The sequence below is a fragment of the Streptomyces atriruber genome (genome assembly GCF_001418325.1).
Taxonomy (GTDB): domain Bacteria; phylum Actinomycetota; class Actinomycetes; order Streptomycetales; family Streptomycetaceae; genus Streptomyces; species Streptomyces atriruber.
This window is the reverse complement of sequence record NZ_LIPN01000203.1, coordinates 1-16,395: the sequence shown is the minus strand read 5'-3', so window position 1 is coordinate 16,395 and position 16,395 is coordinate 1. Positions and strand designations below refer to the sequence as shown.

Annotated in this window: 13 protein-coding genes; 10 read left to right on the top strand and 3 right to left on the bottom strand. The window is 70.5% G+C overall.

Features of this window, described 5'->3' with window-relative positions:
- Positions 1-34: 34 nt before the first annotated feature.
- Positions 35-841 carry an HlyD family efflux transporter periplasmic adaptor subunit gene (locus tag AOK03_RS21915; RefSeq protein WP_055567022.1) on the bottom strand — a complete coding sequence of 269 codons (807 nt, stop codon included), beginning with the start codon at positions 839-841 and terminating at the stop codon, positions 35-37.
- Positions 842-970: 129 nt separating this feature from the next.
- Positions 971-1,198 carry a hypothetical protein gene (locus AOK03_RS21910; RefSeq protein WP_055567021.1) on the bottom strand — a complete coding sequence of 76 codons (228 nt, stop codon included), beginning with the start codon at positions 1,196-1,198 and terminating at the stop codon, positions 971-973.
- Between the two features lie 557 nt (positions 1,199-1,755).
- Here AOK03_RS21910 and AOK03_RS21905 point away from each other — a divergent pair.
- The 6 genes from AOK03_RS21905 to AOK03_RS21885 all read left to right on the top strand — a co-directional run bounded on the left by AOK03_RS21905 (position 1,756) and on the right by AOK03_RS21885 (position 10,249).
- Positions 1,756-3,090 (top strand): wax ester/triacylglycerol synthase family O-acyltransferase, encoded by a 1,335-nt coding sequence (locus AOK03_RS21905; RefSeq protein ID WP_244177696.1) that lies wholly within the window; start codon positions 1,756-1,758, stop codon positions 3,088-3,090.
- Between the two features lie 70 nt (positions 3,091-3,160).
- Positions 3,161-4,666, top strand: a complete 1,506-nt coding sequence (locus tag AOK03_RS21900; protein ID WP_055567019.1) for an SDR family NAD(P)-dependent oxidoreductase — start codon at positions 3,161-3,163, stop codon at positions 4,664-4,666.
- Between the two features lie 488 nt (positions 4,667-5,154).
- Positions 5,155-5,328: a hypothetical protein gene (locus AOK03_RS43165; RefSeq protein WP_167355632.1), complete on the top strand. Its 174-nt coding sequence runs from the start codon at positions 5,155-5,157 to the stop codon at positions 5,326-5,328.
- Between the two features lie 189 nt (positions 5,329-5,517).
- Positions 5,518-7,413: a family 20 glycosylhydrolase gene (locus AOK03_RS21895; protein WP_055567018.1), complete on the top strand. Its 1,896-nt coding sequence runs from the start codon at positions 5,518-5,520 to the stop codon at positions 7,411-7,413.
- 48 nt (positions 7,414-7,461) lie between these two features.
- Entirely contained in the window at positions 7,462-9,042 is a 1,581-nt protein-coding gene (locus tag AOK03_RS21890) for an alpha-L-fucosidase (protein WP_055567017.1), read from the top strand.
- A 301-nt stretch (positions 9,043-9,343) separates the two neighbouring features.
- Positions 9,344-10,249 (top strand): nitroreductase/quinone reductase family protein, encoded by a 906-nt coding sequence (locus AOK03_RS21885; RefSeq protein ID WP_055567016.1) that lies wholly within the window; start codon positions 9,344-9,346, stop codon positions 10,247-10,249.
- 7 nt (positions 10,250-10,256) lie between these two features.
- Here AOK03_RS21885 and AOK03_RS21880 read toward each other — a convergent pair whose 3' ends face one another.
- Entirely contained in the window at positions 10,257-11,306 is a 1,050-nt protein-coding gene (locus tag AOK03_RS21880) for a LacI family DNA-binding transcriptional regulator (RefSeq protein ID WP_167355631.1), read from the bottom strand.
- A 268-nt stretch (positions 11,307-11,574) separates the two neighbouring features.
- On the opposite strand from AOK03_RS21880, the gene AOK03_RS21875 reads away from it, so the two are divergent.
- From AOK03_RS21875 to AOK03_RS21860, 4 genes are all read left to right on the top strand, one after another.
- On the top strand, positions 11,575-12,873 hold the full coding sequence (locus AOK03_RS21875; protein ID WP_055567015.1) for an extracellular solute-binding protein: 1,299 nt from the start codon (positions 11,575-11,577) through the stop codon (positions 12,871-12,873).
- 20 nt (positions 12,874-12,893) lie between these two features.
- Positions 12,894-13,865: a carbohydrate ABC transporter permease gene (locus AOK03_RS21870; protein ID WP_055567014.1), complete on the top strand. Its 972-nt coding sequence runs from the start codon at positions 12,894-12,896 to the stop codon at positions 13,863-13,865.
- Between the two features lie 89 nt (positions 13,866-13,954).
- A complete protein-coding gene (locus AOK03_RS21865) occupies positions 13,955-14,776 on the top strand; it encodes a carbohydrate ABC transporter permease (protein WP_107098061.1) in 822 nt (273 codons plus the stop codon).
- Positions 14,777-14,814: 38 nt separating this feature from the next.
- The gene (locus tag AOK03_RS21860; protein WP_244177695.1) at positions 14,815-16,080 is read left to right on the top strand and encodes a glycoside hydrolase 5 family protein; all 1,266 of its coding nucleotides are present in this window, start codon (positions 14,815-14,817) and stop codon (positions 16,078-16,080) included.
- Positions 16,081-16,395: the final 315 nt, after the last annotated feature.

The following is a 16,395-nucleotide window of genomic DNA, read 5'->3' as shown; positions in this document are numbered from 1 at the left end:
TGCTGCTGGTGCGCGGGGGAGGGGTGGGGAGCGGTCACGGAAGCAGCCAATCGATCGGGCGCTGCTCGGCGAGGTGGAAGGCGCCGGTGGCCAGGGTCATGGAGTCGAGTGCGAAGGGCGGGCCCGCCGCGGTCGACCAGGCGTAACCCGACTTGGTCGCGGACGACGGGTCGAGCCGGACGAGGACGGCCACGGGTGGTCCGTCCTTCGTGAACCGGCCCGCCAGTTCCTTGTCGCCGAGGAAGCCGGTGATCTTCTGGCGGCTCTGTGCGGCCCGGCCGATCGCCTTCACCCGGCCGCGCAGTGTTCCGTACCGCTCCGTGGGCACGGACTGGACGGTGAGGTCCACCGAGGCGCCGACGGGCACGGTCGCCGCGCTGTCGGCGGGTACGTAGAGCATCGCCGTGAGCGGGTCGTCGCTGCCCGCCACGCGCTCCAGGGTCGCCACGTCGGCGCCGGTGGTGACGACGGTGCCGATCCTGGCGACGAGCGCGGTCACGCGGCCCGCGGTGATCGCGCGCACGACCTTGTCGCCCTGTTCCGTACGGACCTTGAGCACGGGGGCCCCGGCGGCGAGCCGTTCGCCCTCCTCGGCCAGGACGCGGGTCACCTGACCGGTGACGGGGCTCTGCAGGACGTAACTGCCCTGGCCGTGGGTGAGGATTCCGGGTGCGCGGAGCGTCGAGGAGAGCGATCCGGTGACGGCCCAGACGCTCGATGCGGCCATGACGACGAGGGTGACGGCGAGGACGAGCAGGCCCTGGGGGCGGGCGTAGCGCACCGGCAGGTCGAGTTCCTCGGGCGACTGCAGTTTGGACAGGGCCTGTTGGCGGAACTGCACGGAACGCTTCCCTTACTGTGCCTGAGCCCGGTTCCTGAGTCCGGTACTACTGGGCCGATGCGTCCGTGAGCCCCGGAACCTCAAGGTTCCGGGGCTCACGAATCATTGCGTCTCGATGAGCGAAAGGGCTCAGAGACCGGCGGTCAGGCCGGAGGCCAGGCCGGTGACGGCGCCGGTGTTGATGCCGGTGGCACCCTCGACCGTGCCGACGACGCCGCCGACGACGCCCGAGACCGGGGCGATGGAGTCAACGGTGCTGGTGACGTTGCTCGCGACACCGGCAACGAGGCCACCGGAGACGTTGTCGAGGTCGGCGTCGGAAATCTCGAGGGTCTCGACCTGGGGGACGTTGTTCATGGTGTGAGCTGCCCTTCTCATGAATGGTGCATAGGTGTTTCCAGCTCCGCGGAACCTGGGGATTCGAATTCCGCGGCGGCCAGGATCAAAGCACGTTCGCAGCTCGTACATCCAATCGACGAGGCGGCGGTTCGGCACGGTTGTGACGCCGTATCACCGCTGCGTGCAGGCAGGTTCACCGCGTCGCGGCAGCTCCTTCACAAGATTCACAGACGGGAATCGAGGATGCGGAGCGACTCATTCCAACAAATCGGACACTTTCCCGTCGCAGGGCGATTCGTGTGGTCGGTGCATGAAAATTCGAGAGCGGTGCGGCCCGAATTGCGTGACCGGAGTGCACATTCGCTGTGCAGGTTATTTGAAGGCGTGCCCAACCGTGACCGAAGGGGGCATCGGGGGGCAGTTCCGGCCTTAATCTGTTGTTAACTCTCTGTAGCTTGATCGTACTTGACCGTAGTCGTTCGGAGCGATTGACTTCTGATTCGTCAGCCCCGCATCGTCCTCGACGCGAGAGCGAGTCCGTGACTTCATCGTCTGAACAGAGCTCTGACCTGCTCGTGCCTCTCGATCTGGCCTTCTGGAACATCGAGACCGCCGAACACCCCATGCATCTGGGCGCCCTTGGCGTCTTCGAGGCCGACGGACCCGGCGCGGCGGACCGCGCCGCCGGGCTCCTCGCGGCCCGCGCGGCGGCCGTGCCCGGACTTCGCATGCGCATACGTTCCGTCTGGTTGCCCGTCGGCGGCGCGATGCGCGTACCGATGTCCGCCTTCGACCCGCTGGAGCACGTGCGGCTCACGGCCCCCGTGGCCGACTTCCATGCCGCGGCGGGGGAGTTGATGCAGCGTCCGGTGGACCGCGACCGGCCGCCGTGGGAGGCGCACGTGCTGCCGGGCGCCGACGGCACGTCCTTCGCGGTCCTCTTCAAGTTCCACCACGCGCTCGCCGACGGCCTGCGTGCGCTCACGCTCGGCGCGGCCCTCCTCGACCCCGTCGACCTGCCGGCCTCGCGCCGCCGCCCGGCGGCCCCCGCGCCCTCCCCGTGGTCGGTCCTCGACCCGCGCACCCTCCCCGGGCGCGTCCGCGGCACCGTCGCGGAGGTCGGCCAGGCCCTCGGCATCGGCACCTCCGTCGCCCGCGCGACCCTGGGCGTCCGCTCCTGCGCCGCGCTCGCCTCGTCCGCCACCGGCACCCGCCGCACCGCCGGAGTCGTCCTCGACCTCGACGACGTCCACCAGGTGCGCAAAGCCGTCGGCGGCACCGTGAACGACGTACTCATCGCCGTCGTCGCAGGCGCCCTGCGCCGCTGGCTCGACGAGCGCGGCGACTGCAGCGAGGGGGTCGAGCCGCGCGCCCTGATCCCGGTCTCACGCCGTCGGCCGCGCACCGCGCAGCCCCCGGGCAACCGGCTCTCCGGCTATCTGGTCCGGCTCCCCGTCGGCCACGAGGACCCGCTGGAAAGGCTGCGCGGCGTGCGCGCCGCCATGGACCGCAACAAGGACGCGGGCCCCGAGCGGGGCGCCGGGGCCGTGGCGCTGCTCGCCGAGCACGTGCCCTCGCTCGGGCACCGGATCGGCGGCCCCGTCGTCGCCCAGGCCGCCCGGCTGCTCTTCGACATCCTCGTCACCAGCGTTCCGCTGCCCGGCATCGGGCTGCGGCTCGGGGGCTGCCGGCTCACCGAGGTCTATCCGTTCGCGCCGCTCGCCCGGGGGCAGTCGCTCGCCGTCGCCGTCTCCACCTACCGGGGCCGGGTGCACTACGGGCTGGTCGCCGATGCCACGGCCGTCCCCGACCTGGAGCTGCTCGCGCAGAGTCTGCGGGACGAGATCGACAACCTCGTGGCGGTGTGCGCCCGGGAGACGGGTTTGGTGACCGGGCCCGCCGCTACGTAAACTTTTGCTTTTGGAGCTTCCGCGGACGACCAGATGCGCCGTGGCACGGATGGACACGAGGACAGCGGCGATGACGGTGACAGACGCAAGCCAGGAGGGGCCCGTCGAGGACGAAGCGCACGAGGCGTACGGCCCCGGCATCGACCCGGACCGTCTCGCCGTCTGCCTGAGCGTGCTCGACGAGCTGGACAAGCTCGACGTCGACCACCCGGACGCGATCGCCGTGCGCCGGGCCACGGCCGGGATCTACCGGACGGTGAAGCAGCGCCGCCGTCAGGAGCGCCGCGCCGCCAAGACCGCCCATGACAAGGCCGTCACCGAGTCCACCGCCACCGGCTCCGCACAGCGCATCGACGACGAGACCGAGGGGCTGCTGCCCTCGTCGCAGACGGAGGAGGGGCGGATCGCGGGGATACTCCAGCGCCCGCGCTCCTGCTACACCTGCAAGACCCGGTACGTGGAAGTCGACTACTTCTACCACCAGCTCTGTCCGGACTGCGCCCGCCTGAACCGCGCCAAGCGCGACGCCCGCGCCGACCTCACCGGCAAGCGTGCCCTGCTCACCGGCGGCCGCGCCAAGATCGGCATGTACATCGCGCTGCGTCTCCTCCGTGACGGCGCCCACACGACGATCACGACCCGGTTCCCCAAGGACGCCATCCGCCGCTTCAAGGCGATGGACGACTCGGCCGACTGGCTCCACCGCCTCGAGGTCGTCGGGATCGACCTGCGCGACCCGGCCCAGTCCGTGGCCCTCGCCGAGCGGCTCACCGCGGCGGGCCCGCTGGACATCCTGATCAACAACGCGACGCAGACCGTGCGCCGCCTGCCGTCCGCCTACGCCGCGCTGGTCGAGGGCGAGAGCGCGCCGCTGCCCGCCGGGGAGCTCCCGGCCCACTCCGTCATCGGCGCCTTCAACTCCGGCGCCGTCGACGGCCTCGCCGCGCTGCCCCTGGGCGCCAGCGGCCTGGACGCGCAGAAGGTCGCCGACCTCGCCCTCGTCGCGGGCAACGCCAGCGTCGCCCGGCACCTCGACGGCACCGCCATCGACGCGGGCGGGCTCGTCCCGGACGTCGTCGACAGCAACACCTGGGTGCAGACCATCGAGCAGATCTCCCCTGTGGAGCTCCTCGAGACCCAGCTGTGCAACTACACGTCGCCGTTCATCCTGATCAGCGCGCTGCGCCAGGCCATGGCCGACGCCGCGAAGAAGGCGCCGAGCGGCCGGGCCCACATCGTGAACGTCTCGGCGATGGAGGGCGTCTTCGGCCGTGGCTACAAGGGCGCGGGACACCCGAACACCAACGCCGCCAAGGCCGCGATGAACATGGTGACGCGCACCAGCGCCCAGGAGATGTTCCAGACCGACGGCATCTTGATGACCTCGGTGGACACCGGCTGGATCACCGACGAGCGCCCGCACTACGACAAGCTGCGGCTCGCCGAGGAGGGCTTCCACGCCCCGCTCGACCTGATCGACGGCGCCGCCCGCGTCTACGACCCGGTCGTGCGCGGCGAGGCGGGCGAGGACGTGTACGGCGTCTTCCTCAAGGACTACGAGCCGGGCAAGTGGTAGTCACCTGAGACAGTCGTCTCAGCTTTCGGACAGCCGGTCCGGTCGCCGCATACAGCGCGACCCGGACCGGCTGCTCCTTTTTCGCCAGTCGTGACCGGTCGCGTGCCCGCTGTGACGGACCCGTCCCGGAAACCCCAACACCCGTCGTCATCACGCGTGGTGGCCGAGGTGCACCCGTGCGTGCCCGTCGCCCGGTGGTGCCGTCGGGCGCCTGTCCCGTCCGGGGCTCGGTGAGCCCCGGCCCCCGCAGCCCCATGCGGCCGCAAGGGCGCCTTTGTCCGGAATCCACTCCGACTCAGGTCCCCATCGAGCGCGGCAGCGCTCATTTGGTTAATCTAGTGCGAACGGACGGCCACGAGAGATCCACAAACATCTCCCGGCCGTTCCGGGGACAGGCCGGCAACCACGGCCGCGGTCCCGCCAGAGAACGGCGCCACCGCGACCGAACTGCCCTTGTCCTTCCGTTACGCGACACAAAGGAGTGCGCGGTGACACCAGATCTGACGAAGCACGAAAAACGACCGGCGGAACGCGGCGGCGAGCGGGCCGGACGGCCCCAGAAGCTCCGCAACCTGGAGGCGTGGGCCAAAGCGGCCCCCATCCGCCTGGCCGGCTACGAGGACGATCTCGCCGAGCCGCACATCCTCCCCGGTATCGACTGACGACTGAGTCGACACCGGCCGGGTACCCCACCGGTCCGCTTCGCCACGTGCCCCCTGTCCTCCATGGCAGGGGGCACAGGTGTGTCCGGGGGGGGGAATTCATCCGATGGCTCGGCGGCAGGAATGTCCAAGTCTCCGTGGCGCACGATGCATTGACACCCTAGTGGGGCGCTTGAATCATCGGACCTCATGACCGAACTGCGTTCGTTCTTCGCGCCCCGGCTGCCCCGCCGACGCCGACTCGCGGGATGGGCCGCGGCCGCGGCGGCCCTGCTGCTCGCGGCGCCCCTCCCGGCGGCCACCGCTCGACAGACGGCCGCGGAGCCCCCGACGACCGTCCCCGCGCTCACCGACTGGACTCCGGCCGAGGGGAGCTACCACTTCGGGCCCGGCACCCGCCTCGTCGCGCGCGATCCCGTGTCGCGCCGGGTCGCCGCCACGCTCGCCGACGACCTGAAGGACGCGGGCCGGGGGCGCCTCCCCGTGACCCGCGGCGCCGCTCGCGACGGCGACGTCGTCATCGACATCGACCGCAGCCGGAAACCGCTCGGCTCCGAGGGCTACGAGCTGCGGGCGGGCGAGCGGCTCGAGATCACCGGCGCCCGCGAGGCCGGTGCCTTCTACGGCACCAGGACCCTGCTCCAGCTCCTTGCCCGGAGCGACCGCGTGCCGGCCGGACGCACCGTCGACGTGCCGCGCTACAAGGAGCGCGGCGTCGGAGTCTGCGCCTGCTACATCAACATCTCCACGCCGTGGCTGGAGAACCTGCTGCGCGAGATGGCGTACCGCAAGCAGAACCAGCTGCTCCTGGAGCTCAAGCTCAAGAGCGACCGACACCCCGAGGCCAACTCCTGGGGCTACTACACCAAGGGTGAGCTGCGCCGCCTGGTCGCGCTCGGCGAGAAGTACCACGTCACGATCGTCCCGGAGATCAACTCACCGGGCCACCTGGATCCCTGGCTGGAGAACCGCCCGGACCTGCAGCTCACCGACTCCGACGGCAAGCCGCAGCCGTCCCGCCTGGACATCACCAAGGACGCGTCCTTCACCTTCTACAAGAGCCTGGTCGACGAGTACGCGGAGGTCTTCCCCGCGGCGTCGTGGCACATGGGTGCCGACGAGTACATGCTCGGCTCCGACTTCGCGAAGTACCCGCACATCCTGGAGTACGCGAAGAAGAAGTACGGCGAGAACGCCACCCCGCAGGACGCGTTCATCGACTTCGTGAACCGCGTGCACGCCCACGTCACCGGCAAGGGCAAGGACCTGCGCATCTGGAACGACGGCCTCACCGGCGCCAACACCGTGCCCGTCGCATCCGGCACCACCGTCGAGCACTGGCTGGACGTGAAGACGAAGCCCAGCCGCCTCATCGAGCAGGGCCACCCGCTGATGAACGCCGCCTACTCCCTCTACCTGGTGCGCGGCGGCTTCCACAGCGACACCCGGAAGCTGTACGACGAGCAGTGGGACCCCCGCACCTTCGAGGGCGAGAAGCTCGCCACCCGCGACGGCATCACCGGCGCGAAGATCAGTCTGTGGCCCGACAACGGACGCGGCGAGACGGAGAACGAGGTAGCCGCCGCCATGGCCATGCCGCTCGCCCACATCGCCCAGGCCACCTGGGGCGCCGCACACCCCGACCCGACGTACGCCGAGTTCACCGACCGCGCCGGGGCCGTGGGCCACGCGCCCGGGTGGCGGGACCTGACGAAGGTGCCGGTCGCCGACGGCACGTACACCCTGCGCGACAGCGAGGGCCGGGCCGCGCCCCGGGACGTCGAGGTCGAGCGCACCGCCGACGGGTACGCGACGCTGAAGGCCGCGGCGGGCGGGAAGTGTCTGGAGACCCGCAGCGGCAAGCTGACGCTGAACGTGCCGCTCCAGCCGGGTACGGCCGTCACCGAGGAGACCTGCGACCGCGCGAACACGCTGCAGCGGTGGGAGATCACGCAGGTGCCGGGCGGCCACCGGCTCACCAACGCCGTCACGCGCATGGCCGCCCACGTCACGGACGACGGGCGGACCCTGCAGTACCCGGCCGACCAACGACGGCCCGCCACCTGGACGTTGACCGCACACTGACCGGCCCCGCCCCCTGACTCCCTGACTCCCTGAGGAGATCGGCACCCGATGACCGTCAGCAGACGCCTCTTCATGGCCGCCGCCGTCACCACCTCCGTCGCGGCGTCGAGCACCGTGCTCGCCGCGACCGCCACCGCTCGGCCCGGTGGCACACGGCCCGGCGGTGACGCCGAACCGCCCCACCGCATCCGCATCGGCCCCGACGACACCTCCGCGACGCTGGTCGCCAAGGCGGCCCGGGTCCGGCCCACCGCACGCCAGATCGCCTGGCAGCAACTGGAGCAGACGGCGTTCCTGCACTTCGGCGTCAACACCTTCACCGGCTTGGAGTGGGGGACGGGCGACGAGGACCCGGACGTGTTCCGTCCCGCCTCGCTCGACACCGACCAATGGGCGCGCGCCCTGCGCGACGGAGGGTTCAAGCTCGCCATCCTCACCGTCAAGCACCACGACGGCTTCGTGCTCTACCCCTCGCGCTACACCGGGCACACCGTCGCGAGCAGCGGTTGGCAGGGCGGCAAGGGGGATGTGCTCCGGTCGTTCACCGCGTCGATGCGGCGGTACGGTATCAAGGTCGGCGTCTACATCTCGCCCGCCGACGAGAACCAGTACCTCGACGGCGTCTACGCCAACGGCAGCAAGCGCTCGGCGCGCACCATCCCCACCCCGGTGCCCGGCGACGACCGGGCGGGCTCGCGGCCGCGCTCCTTCACGCTCGACGCCACCGACTACGGCGCCCACATGCTCAACCAGCTCTACGAAGTGCTCACCGAATACGGTCCCGTCGACGAGGTGTGGTTCGACGGGGCGCAGGGCCGCATCCCGCCGGAGAAGGTGGAGACGTACGACTGGGACAGCTGGTACGCGCTGATCCGCGCGCTCGCCCCGGACGCCACCATGGCCGTGCGCGGCCCCGACGTGCGCTGGGTCGGCAACGAAGGCGGTCTCGCGCGGGAGAACGAGTGGAGCGTCGTCCCCGTCAAGGACTCCGGCAACGGCAGCATCGACTACGCGCTCAAGTACGACGCGCCCGACCAGGGGAGCCGCGAGGCGCTCGCGGAGGCGCGTTCCGTCGCCCAGTACCTGCAGTGGTGGCCCGCTGAGTGCGATGTGTCCATCAGGCCCGGCTGGTTCTACCACGAGGACCAACAGCCGAAGACCGTCGAGCAGTTGACGGACATCTGGTTCCGCTCGGTCGGGCGCAACTCCGTGCTCCTGCTGAACGTTCCGCCGGACCGGCGCGGGCTGCTCCCGGACGCGGACGTGGCGCGGCTGCGCGAGTTCCGCGAGCGCATCCGGCGCGAGCTCCCCGAGGATCTCGCGCACGGCAGTCGCCCGCGGCACGACCGCGCGGCCGGCACGGTCACCGTCGACCTCGGGCGGGCCCACGAGGTCGACCGGATCCGGCTCGCCGAGGACATCCGGCACGGACAGCAGCTGGAGCACGCGGTCGTCGAGGCGCGCGTCGGCGACGGCTGGGAGACGGTGACCGAGGTGGACACGGTCGGGGCGAGCCGGGTCCTGACACTGGCCGCGCCGGTCACCGCGCGACGGTGGCGGCTGCGGGCGACACGGTCGCGGAGCACGGTGCGGATCGCGGAGTTCGGCCTCTACCGCTCGGAGGTGTGAGACGGGCCCGCGTTGACATGCGGGGGAGTGGGTGACTGTAATGGTGCTCGTGCCGCGTGGCGCCGACCAGAAAGCAGTGGGCAGGTCGGCGATCGGGCGAGCACCTTCACTCAGGGACGACGCCGATGAGTACGTCATGAGTTCTCACCGCCAGGCCATCGCCTGACCCGCGCGCCTCGCGCGCGCTGCCGGTCACGCCTCGTGCGCGACCCGCGATCCCCCTCATCCACACCGCGGCGCACGCGGTCGGCCGATGCTGCCGACGCGGTCCCGCGCACCCGTACGGAGATGCGACACCGTCATGCCCACACCCTTCAACCAGTCCGTCATCGACGAGTTCCGAGCGGGCGGCGGAAAGGTCGGCGGCCCCTTCGAGGGCGGCGACCTCCTCCTGCTCACCACCACCGGCGCGAAGTCCGGCAAGGAGCACACCACCCCGCTCGGCTACGTCCGCGACGGCGGCCTGCTCCTGATCATCGGGTCGAACCTCGGCGGCCCGCGCCACCCCGACTGGTACCACAACGTCCTCGCGCACCCCACGGTGAGCGTGGAGCTCGGCACCGAGACGTTCGAGGCCGTCGCCGTGCCCGCCGAAGGGGAGCGGCGCGACCGGCTCTTCGAGCGGGTGGTGGCCGCCGACCCCGGATACGGCGAGTACCAGGCACGGACGAGCCGGATCCTGCCGGTCGTCGCCCTGGAACGGCCCGCGCACGAGGCGGACATCCCCGAAGAGGCCACCGACTTCGCCGACAAGATGATCCAGGTCCACCGCTGGCTGCGCGGCCAGCTGCGGCACGTGCGCGACGAGACCGAGGCGTACTTCGCCGCCCTCGACGGTCACCGGGGGCCGGGCGCCCCGCCCGTGCCGGGGCTCGGGCTGCAGATCCGGCAGCACTGCCTGGCCTTCTGCGACGCCCTGGAGTTCCACCACACGGGCGAGGACGCGCATCTCTTCCCCACCATGGCGGGCTACCACCCCGAGCTGCGCGAGACCTTCGACCGGCTCGCCGAGGAACACCGGAAGGTGGCCCGCATCCAGGGCGAACTCGCCGGGCTCCTAACGGATGTCGGCGGCGCGGACCCCGTACGGTTCCGTGCCGAACTCGCGCGCATGTCGCGGGAGCTCACGGCCCACCTCGACTACGAGGAGGAGTCGCTGCTGCCGATCCTCGCCGAGCTCCCCTGGCCTCCCGGGCCGCCCGCGTGACACCGGTTCACGCCCGGGCCCGCCCCGTGCTCTCGCGTTCGATGAGCCGGGGCAGCGGCACCTGAACCGTGGCCCCGGGCCCGTCGTCGAGGAGGGCGAGGAGCTCGCGGGCCGCGGTCCTGCCGAAGGACACCGTGTCCCGGGACAGGGCCGTCAGCCACGGGTGGACCATGCGGCACAGCGCCGAGTCCTCCCAGGCCACGACCGAGACGTCGGCCGGGACCGCGAAGCCCAGGGAGGTCGCGGCGGCCACCCCGGCGACGGCCATCACGTCGTTGTCGTACACGAGTGCCGTCGGGGGCTCGGCGGATCCCAGGACCCGCCGGGTCGCGGCGGCGCCCTCGGCGTCGGAGTAGTCCGTCGTCACCGAACGCACCCCCGACAGACCGCGGCCCGCCGCCTCGACGCGCAGCGTGCGGATGCGGCGCTCGGTGTGCGCGAGCCCCTCCAGGCCCGCGATGTGCACGATGCGACGGTGCCCGAGCGCGTGCAGATGGCCGACGACCGAGGCCATCGCGCCCGCGTCGTCCGCCCACACCGTGGACAGACCAGGGTGCCCGGCGTCCGGATCGGGCACGCCGCCCGTCACCACCGCGGGCAGCCCCAGTTCGTCGAGGAGCGCGGGCCGCGGGTCGTCCGTGCGCGGGTCCACCACCAGGACGCCGTCCACCCGGTGCTCCGCCCACCAGCGGCGGTACACCGCGCACTCGGCGTCCACGTCCTCCACGACCTGGAACAACAGCCCCAAGTGCCGCTCCGCGAGAACCTCCTGGACCCCGGAGATCAGCTGCAGGAAGAACGAGTCGACGCCCAGGGTCGCCGCCGGGCGCGCCACCACGAGACCCACCGTCGCCGAACCCTCGCCGGACAGGGCGCGCGCCGCCGTGCTGGGCCGCCAGCCCAGTTGTTCGGCGACCCTGCGAACCCGGTCACGGGTGATGTCGGAGACGCCGGGCCGGTCGTTGAGCGCGAAGGAGACGGCGCTCTCGGAGACCCCGGCGCGGCGCGCGATGTCCTTCATGGTCGGCCGGCGCGCCGGTGACCGCTTGCCTTGCACCCGTTGCCCCTTTCCTGGCTCCCGGATACTAATGCGCTTGAGCGCTCAGACTCTAAAGCGCATTAGTCATCTGCCGCAAGGCCTCCAACACACCCTTCTGACCTGCCCAGTTGCCCGGATGATCGACCGATCTTCGATTTATGTTCCACGAATCCATTGACTTTGCGCCACCATTCCGTGCAGGGTCTGCCTCGGCGTGGATTGCCCGGCTCGGACGGTCGCAGTCACCGCCGTCTCACGCTGGGCCGAGCAAAGGAGCCGTTTCACCGTGCGTATCTCCCGTAACCCCCGCAGAGCGGTCGCCGCAGGCGCCGTCCTCGCCGTCCTGCTGCCGTTGAGCGCCTGTGGTGACGGAGACGACGGCGGAGGTTCGACCGACGCGTCGGGGAAGGTCGAGGGTGAGATCACCTTCCAGACCTGGAACCTGAAGGCGAACTTCAAGTCGTACTTCGAGGGCGTCGTGGACGGCTTCGAGAAGAAGTACCCGGGCACGAAGGTCCGGTGGATCGACCAGCCCGGCGAGGGCTACGCCGACAAGATCAGCGCCGACGCGGCCGCGGGCACCCTGCCGGACGTCGTCAACGTCTCGCCCGACCTCGTCGCGCCGCTCGCCAAGGCCGGTCTCGCCCTCGACCTCGACAAGTCGGCTTCGAAGTACGAGAAGGAGTACCTCCCCGGAGCCTGGAAGAGCCACCAGATACCGGGCATGGACGGCACGTACGCCTTCCCCTGGTACCTCAACACCGGGCCGCTCTTCTACAACAAGCGGCTGTTCAAGGACGCGGGCCTCGACGAGAACAAGCCGCCGACGACGTACGACAAGCTCTTCGACGACGCCCTGGAGCTGGCCGACAAGAGCGACGGCAAGGTCGCCACGCTCGCCAACGTCCCCACCATCGAGGACTTCGGGCGCTACGGCGTCCCGCTGATGAACAAGGAAGGCACCGGCTTCACCTTCAACGACGCCAAGGGTGTCGAACTCCTCACCAAGTACAAGAAGTTGTACGACGCGAAGGCACTGGACGGGCAGGCGCTGACTGCGACGCCCGAGTCCACCGGCAAGAAGTTCCTCACCGAGGCCGTCGCCATGAACCCCGGCAGCGCGCTCGACCTGGAGAAGTTCAAGAAGGACGCGCCGCGGCTGTACAAGAACATCGGCATCACGCCGCAGATCAGCAGCACCGGCAAGGACAACATGTACGTCATGGGCGTCATGGTGAACACCAAGACGAAGCAGACGCCCGCCGCCGTGGCCTTCGCGCACTACGTCACCGACGCCCAACGCCAGATGGAGTTCGCCAAGAAGGTCGCGATCTTCCCGAGCACCGAGGGCTCCCTCGACGACCCGTACTTCACCAAGCAGGACGGCAAGGACGAGACGCGGGTGCGCGTGGCGGCCGCCAAGTCCATCAAGACCGCGGTGAACTACACGCCCGTGCTCTTCAGCGAGCAGATGAAGGTCGAGCTGCGCAACTCCGTCGCCAAGGCGCTGCAGGGCAAGGAGAGCCCCAAGGAAGCACTTGACAACGCTGTCAAGAACTGCGACCGGCTGCTGCAGCAGAGCTGAGACCAGGAACCGGTACCGCCATGAAGAGCCCCACCGCCTCCCAGGCCGTCCCCACCGACATCGCGCCCACGGGCGCGGCGCGCACATCGCCGCGCCCCGGCAAGCGCGGGCCCCGCCGCGGCATCCGGCGCCAACTGCCCAGCAGTCCCTGGCTGTTCGCGGCGCCCGGCCTCGCGATCGTCGGCGTGTTCATCCTCTATCCGTTCCTCAGCACGCTGAACAACGCGTTCACCGACAAGCGGACCCTCATCGAGGGCGACTACGTCGGCTTCGCCAACTTCCAGGAGCTGTGGCACGACGAGATGTTCTGGATCGGCCTGCGCAACAGCACGCTGTACGTCCTCGGGGTCGTGCCCGCGCTCGTCGTACTGCCGCTGCTGCTCGCCCTGCTGGTCCAGAAGCACATCCCCGGCATCACGTTTTTCCGCTCCGCCTTCTACACGCCGGTGGTCGCCTCCATCGTCGTGGTCGGCCTGATCTGGGTGTGGATGCTCGACGAACGGGGCCTGGTCAACGCCCTGTTGGAGGCGGTGGGCGTCGGCAAGGCCGGCTTCCTCAGCGACCAGTGGCTGCTCCTCCTGAGCGCCATGACGGTCACGGTCTGGAAGGGCCTCGGCTACTACATGATCATTTACCTCGCGGCGCTCGCCAACGTGCCCCGCGAACTGCACGAGGCCGCGGCCGTCGACGGCGCGGGGGCCGTGCGACGCTTCTTCAGCGTCACCGTCCCCGCCGTGCGCTCCACGATGGTCCTCGTCGCCGCGCTCTCCTCGGTCGCCGCGTTCAAGGTGTTCTCCGAGGTCTATCTGATGGCGGGTCCCACCGGCGGCCCCGCCGGCGAGGACACCACGCTCGTGATGCTCGTCCAGCGCGTCGGCACCGGCCTGACCGGGCGCGTCGGCTATGCCTCGGCCATCTCGGTCGTCGTCTTCGTCGTCACCGTCGCGCTCATGCTGCTCGTCCTGCGGGCGGACCGGAAGGAGGACGCGTGACCACCATCGACGGCGGTGCGCGCCACGAGACACGCACCGGCAAGGCCCGCAGGCCGCGACGGCGGATCACCGACGAGAACGGCCGCAGGATGCCCGTATGGGAGATCGTCCTGCGTTACCTGCTCCTGATCGCGGTCCTCGCGCTCATGATCGGCCCGTTTCTCTGGCAGCTGTCCACCGCGCTCAAGGGCCCGCACGAGAACATCTTCAGCTCGCCGCCGAAGTTCCTGCCCGCCGACCCGACCCTGCACAACTTCGAGCGCGTCGCCGACACCATCCCCGTCTGGGACTACGCGCTGAACTCGCTCAAGGTGGCCGCCGCCAACGTGGTGACCAACTGCGTGGGCGCCGCGCTCGCCGGGTACGCCCTGGCGCGCCTGCGCTACCGCGGCCGCAAGGCGGCCACGATCGTCTTCATCCTGGCCATGCTGGTGCCCGTCGAAGGCATCATCATCGCCCAGTTCACCACCATGCGTGAGCTCGGTCTGAACAACACCCTCATCGGTGTGCTGCTGCCCGGCTGCGTCTCCGCGCTCAACGTCCTGCTGATGCGCAACGCCTTCCTGAACGTGCCCTACGAGATCGAGGAAGCCGCGTTCGTGGACGGCGCCAATGTCTGGCAGCGGTTCCTGCGCATTGCGCTGCCCGCCGTCAAGGGCACCCTCGCGGTCGTCGCGATCTTCGCCTTCATGGGGGCCTGGGACGACTTCCTGTGGCCGCTGATCGTGCTCAGCGACCCGGACCGCTTCACGCTCACCATCGGCCTGAACTATCTGCACGGCACCTTCGCCAACGACGAGCGCCTCGTCGCCGCCGGCACCGTCATCGCCGTGCTCCCGCTGATCATCCTCTTCGCCTGCCTGCAGCGGTACTTCTTCCGCGGTGTGGGCGAGGGCGCGGTCAAGGGCTGAGCGGCACCACCCCGAACTCTCCAGAACCAGGATCCGCATTGCCTTCCGCATCGCCTTCCCTGCCGCCCTCGGGCCGGCCGCGCTTCGGCGCCAACTACACGCCCGCCCAGGGATGGTTCCACCACTGGCTCGACTTCGACCTCGACGCCGTGCGCGCCGACCTCGACGCCATCGCCTCGCTGGGCCTCGACCACATCCGGGTCTTCCCGGTCTGGCCGTACTTCCAGCCGAACCGCGCCCTGATCCGCCCGCGCGCCGTCGACCAGCTGGTCCAGCTCGCCGACGCCGCCGCCGAACGCGGACTCGACGTCAACGTCGACGGCCTCCAGGGACACCTCTCCAGCTTCGACTTCCTGCCCGCGTGGACGCAGACCTGGCACCGGCGGAACATCTTCACCGACCCCGACGTGCTGTCCGGGCAGGCCGACTACCTGCGCACGCTCGCCGCCGCCCTCGCCGACCGGCCGAACTTCATCGGCATGACCATCGGCAACGAGATCAACCAGTTCTCGGCCGGTCCGCACCCCGACCCCGACCGCATCACCCAGGAGCAGGCCGAGACCTGGCTGCGCACCGTCCTCGCCGCCTGCGAGGAGGGCGCGCCCGGCAAGCTGCACCTGCACGCCGAGTACGACGCCGCCTGGTACCAGGACGACCAACCCTTCACCCCGGCGCAGGCCGCCGGGCTCGGCGCGGTGACCGCCGTGCACTCCTGGGTGTTCAACGGCACGGCCCAGCGCCACGGCCGCACCGGCACCGCCACGCGGCACCACGCGGCGTACATGATCGAGCTGTCCAAGGCCTGGGCCCTCGACCCGCACCGCCCCGTCTGGCTGCAGGAGGTCGGCGCGCCCGCGCCGCTGATCCCCGCCGAGCACGCCGCGGCCTTCACCGAGGACACCGTGGAGTCTGCGCTCGACTGCCAGGACGTGTGGGGCGTGACCTGGTGGTGCTCGCACGACGTCTCGCGCGACCTCGCCGACTTCCCCGAACTGGAGTACAGCCTCGGCCTGCTGACCAATGACGGCGAGGTCAAGCCCGCGGGGGCGGCGATCGCCCGGATCGCCGAGGAGTGGCGTGGCCGCACCTACGCTCCCGCGCCCCGGACGACCGGGCTCGTCGTGGACGACGACCTGTCCCGGCGTTCGGAGTGTGCCCCCGGAGGGACGGTCTTCGAGGCGTACGCGCGGCTCGTGGCGGATGGGGTGCGCCCCACGGCGGTCCTCGCCGGACGGGCGTCGGACACGGAGCATCTTGCTGCGCGGGGCATCACGGAGACCGTGACACCGGGGGAGGTCCGCTAGGTCAGAACGCTTCTTCTTCCCCGACCCCGCCCCTTCCCGAGACCGAGGGGCTTCGCCCCCTGGGTCCCCGTAATCGCCCTTCGGGCTCGTTCTTGAGCGCCGGACGGGCCGGATGATCTCCTGCGCGGGCTGAATTTTCAGCCTCTCCCGCGTTTGAGGAGCGGGGTCTGGGGCGGAGCCCCAGGGGGAGGCGCGGCGTGCCCGTTCGGCCGGGATTCGTGCCCGCGCGTACCTGGACTCCGCACGCGCCCCGAGCGTATGCAGGGACGAGTCGCCGCCTGCGCAGGAGGGCCCCTTGCACGACCACGATCACAC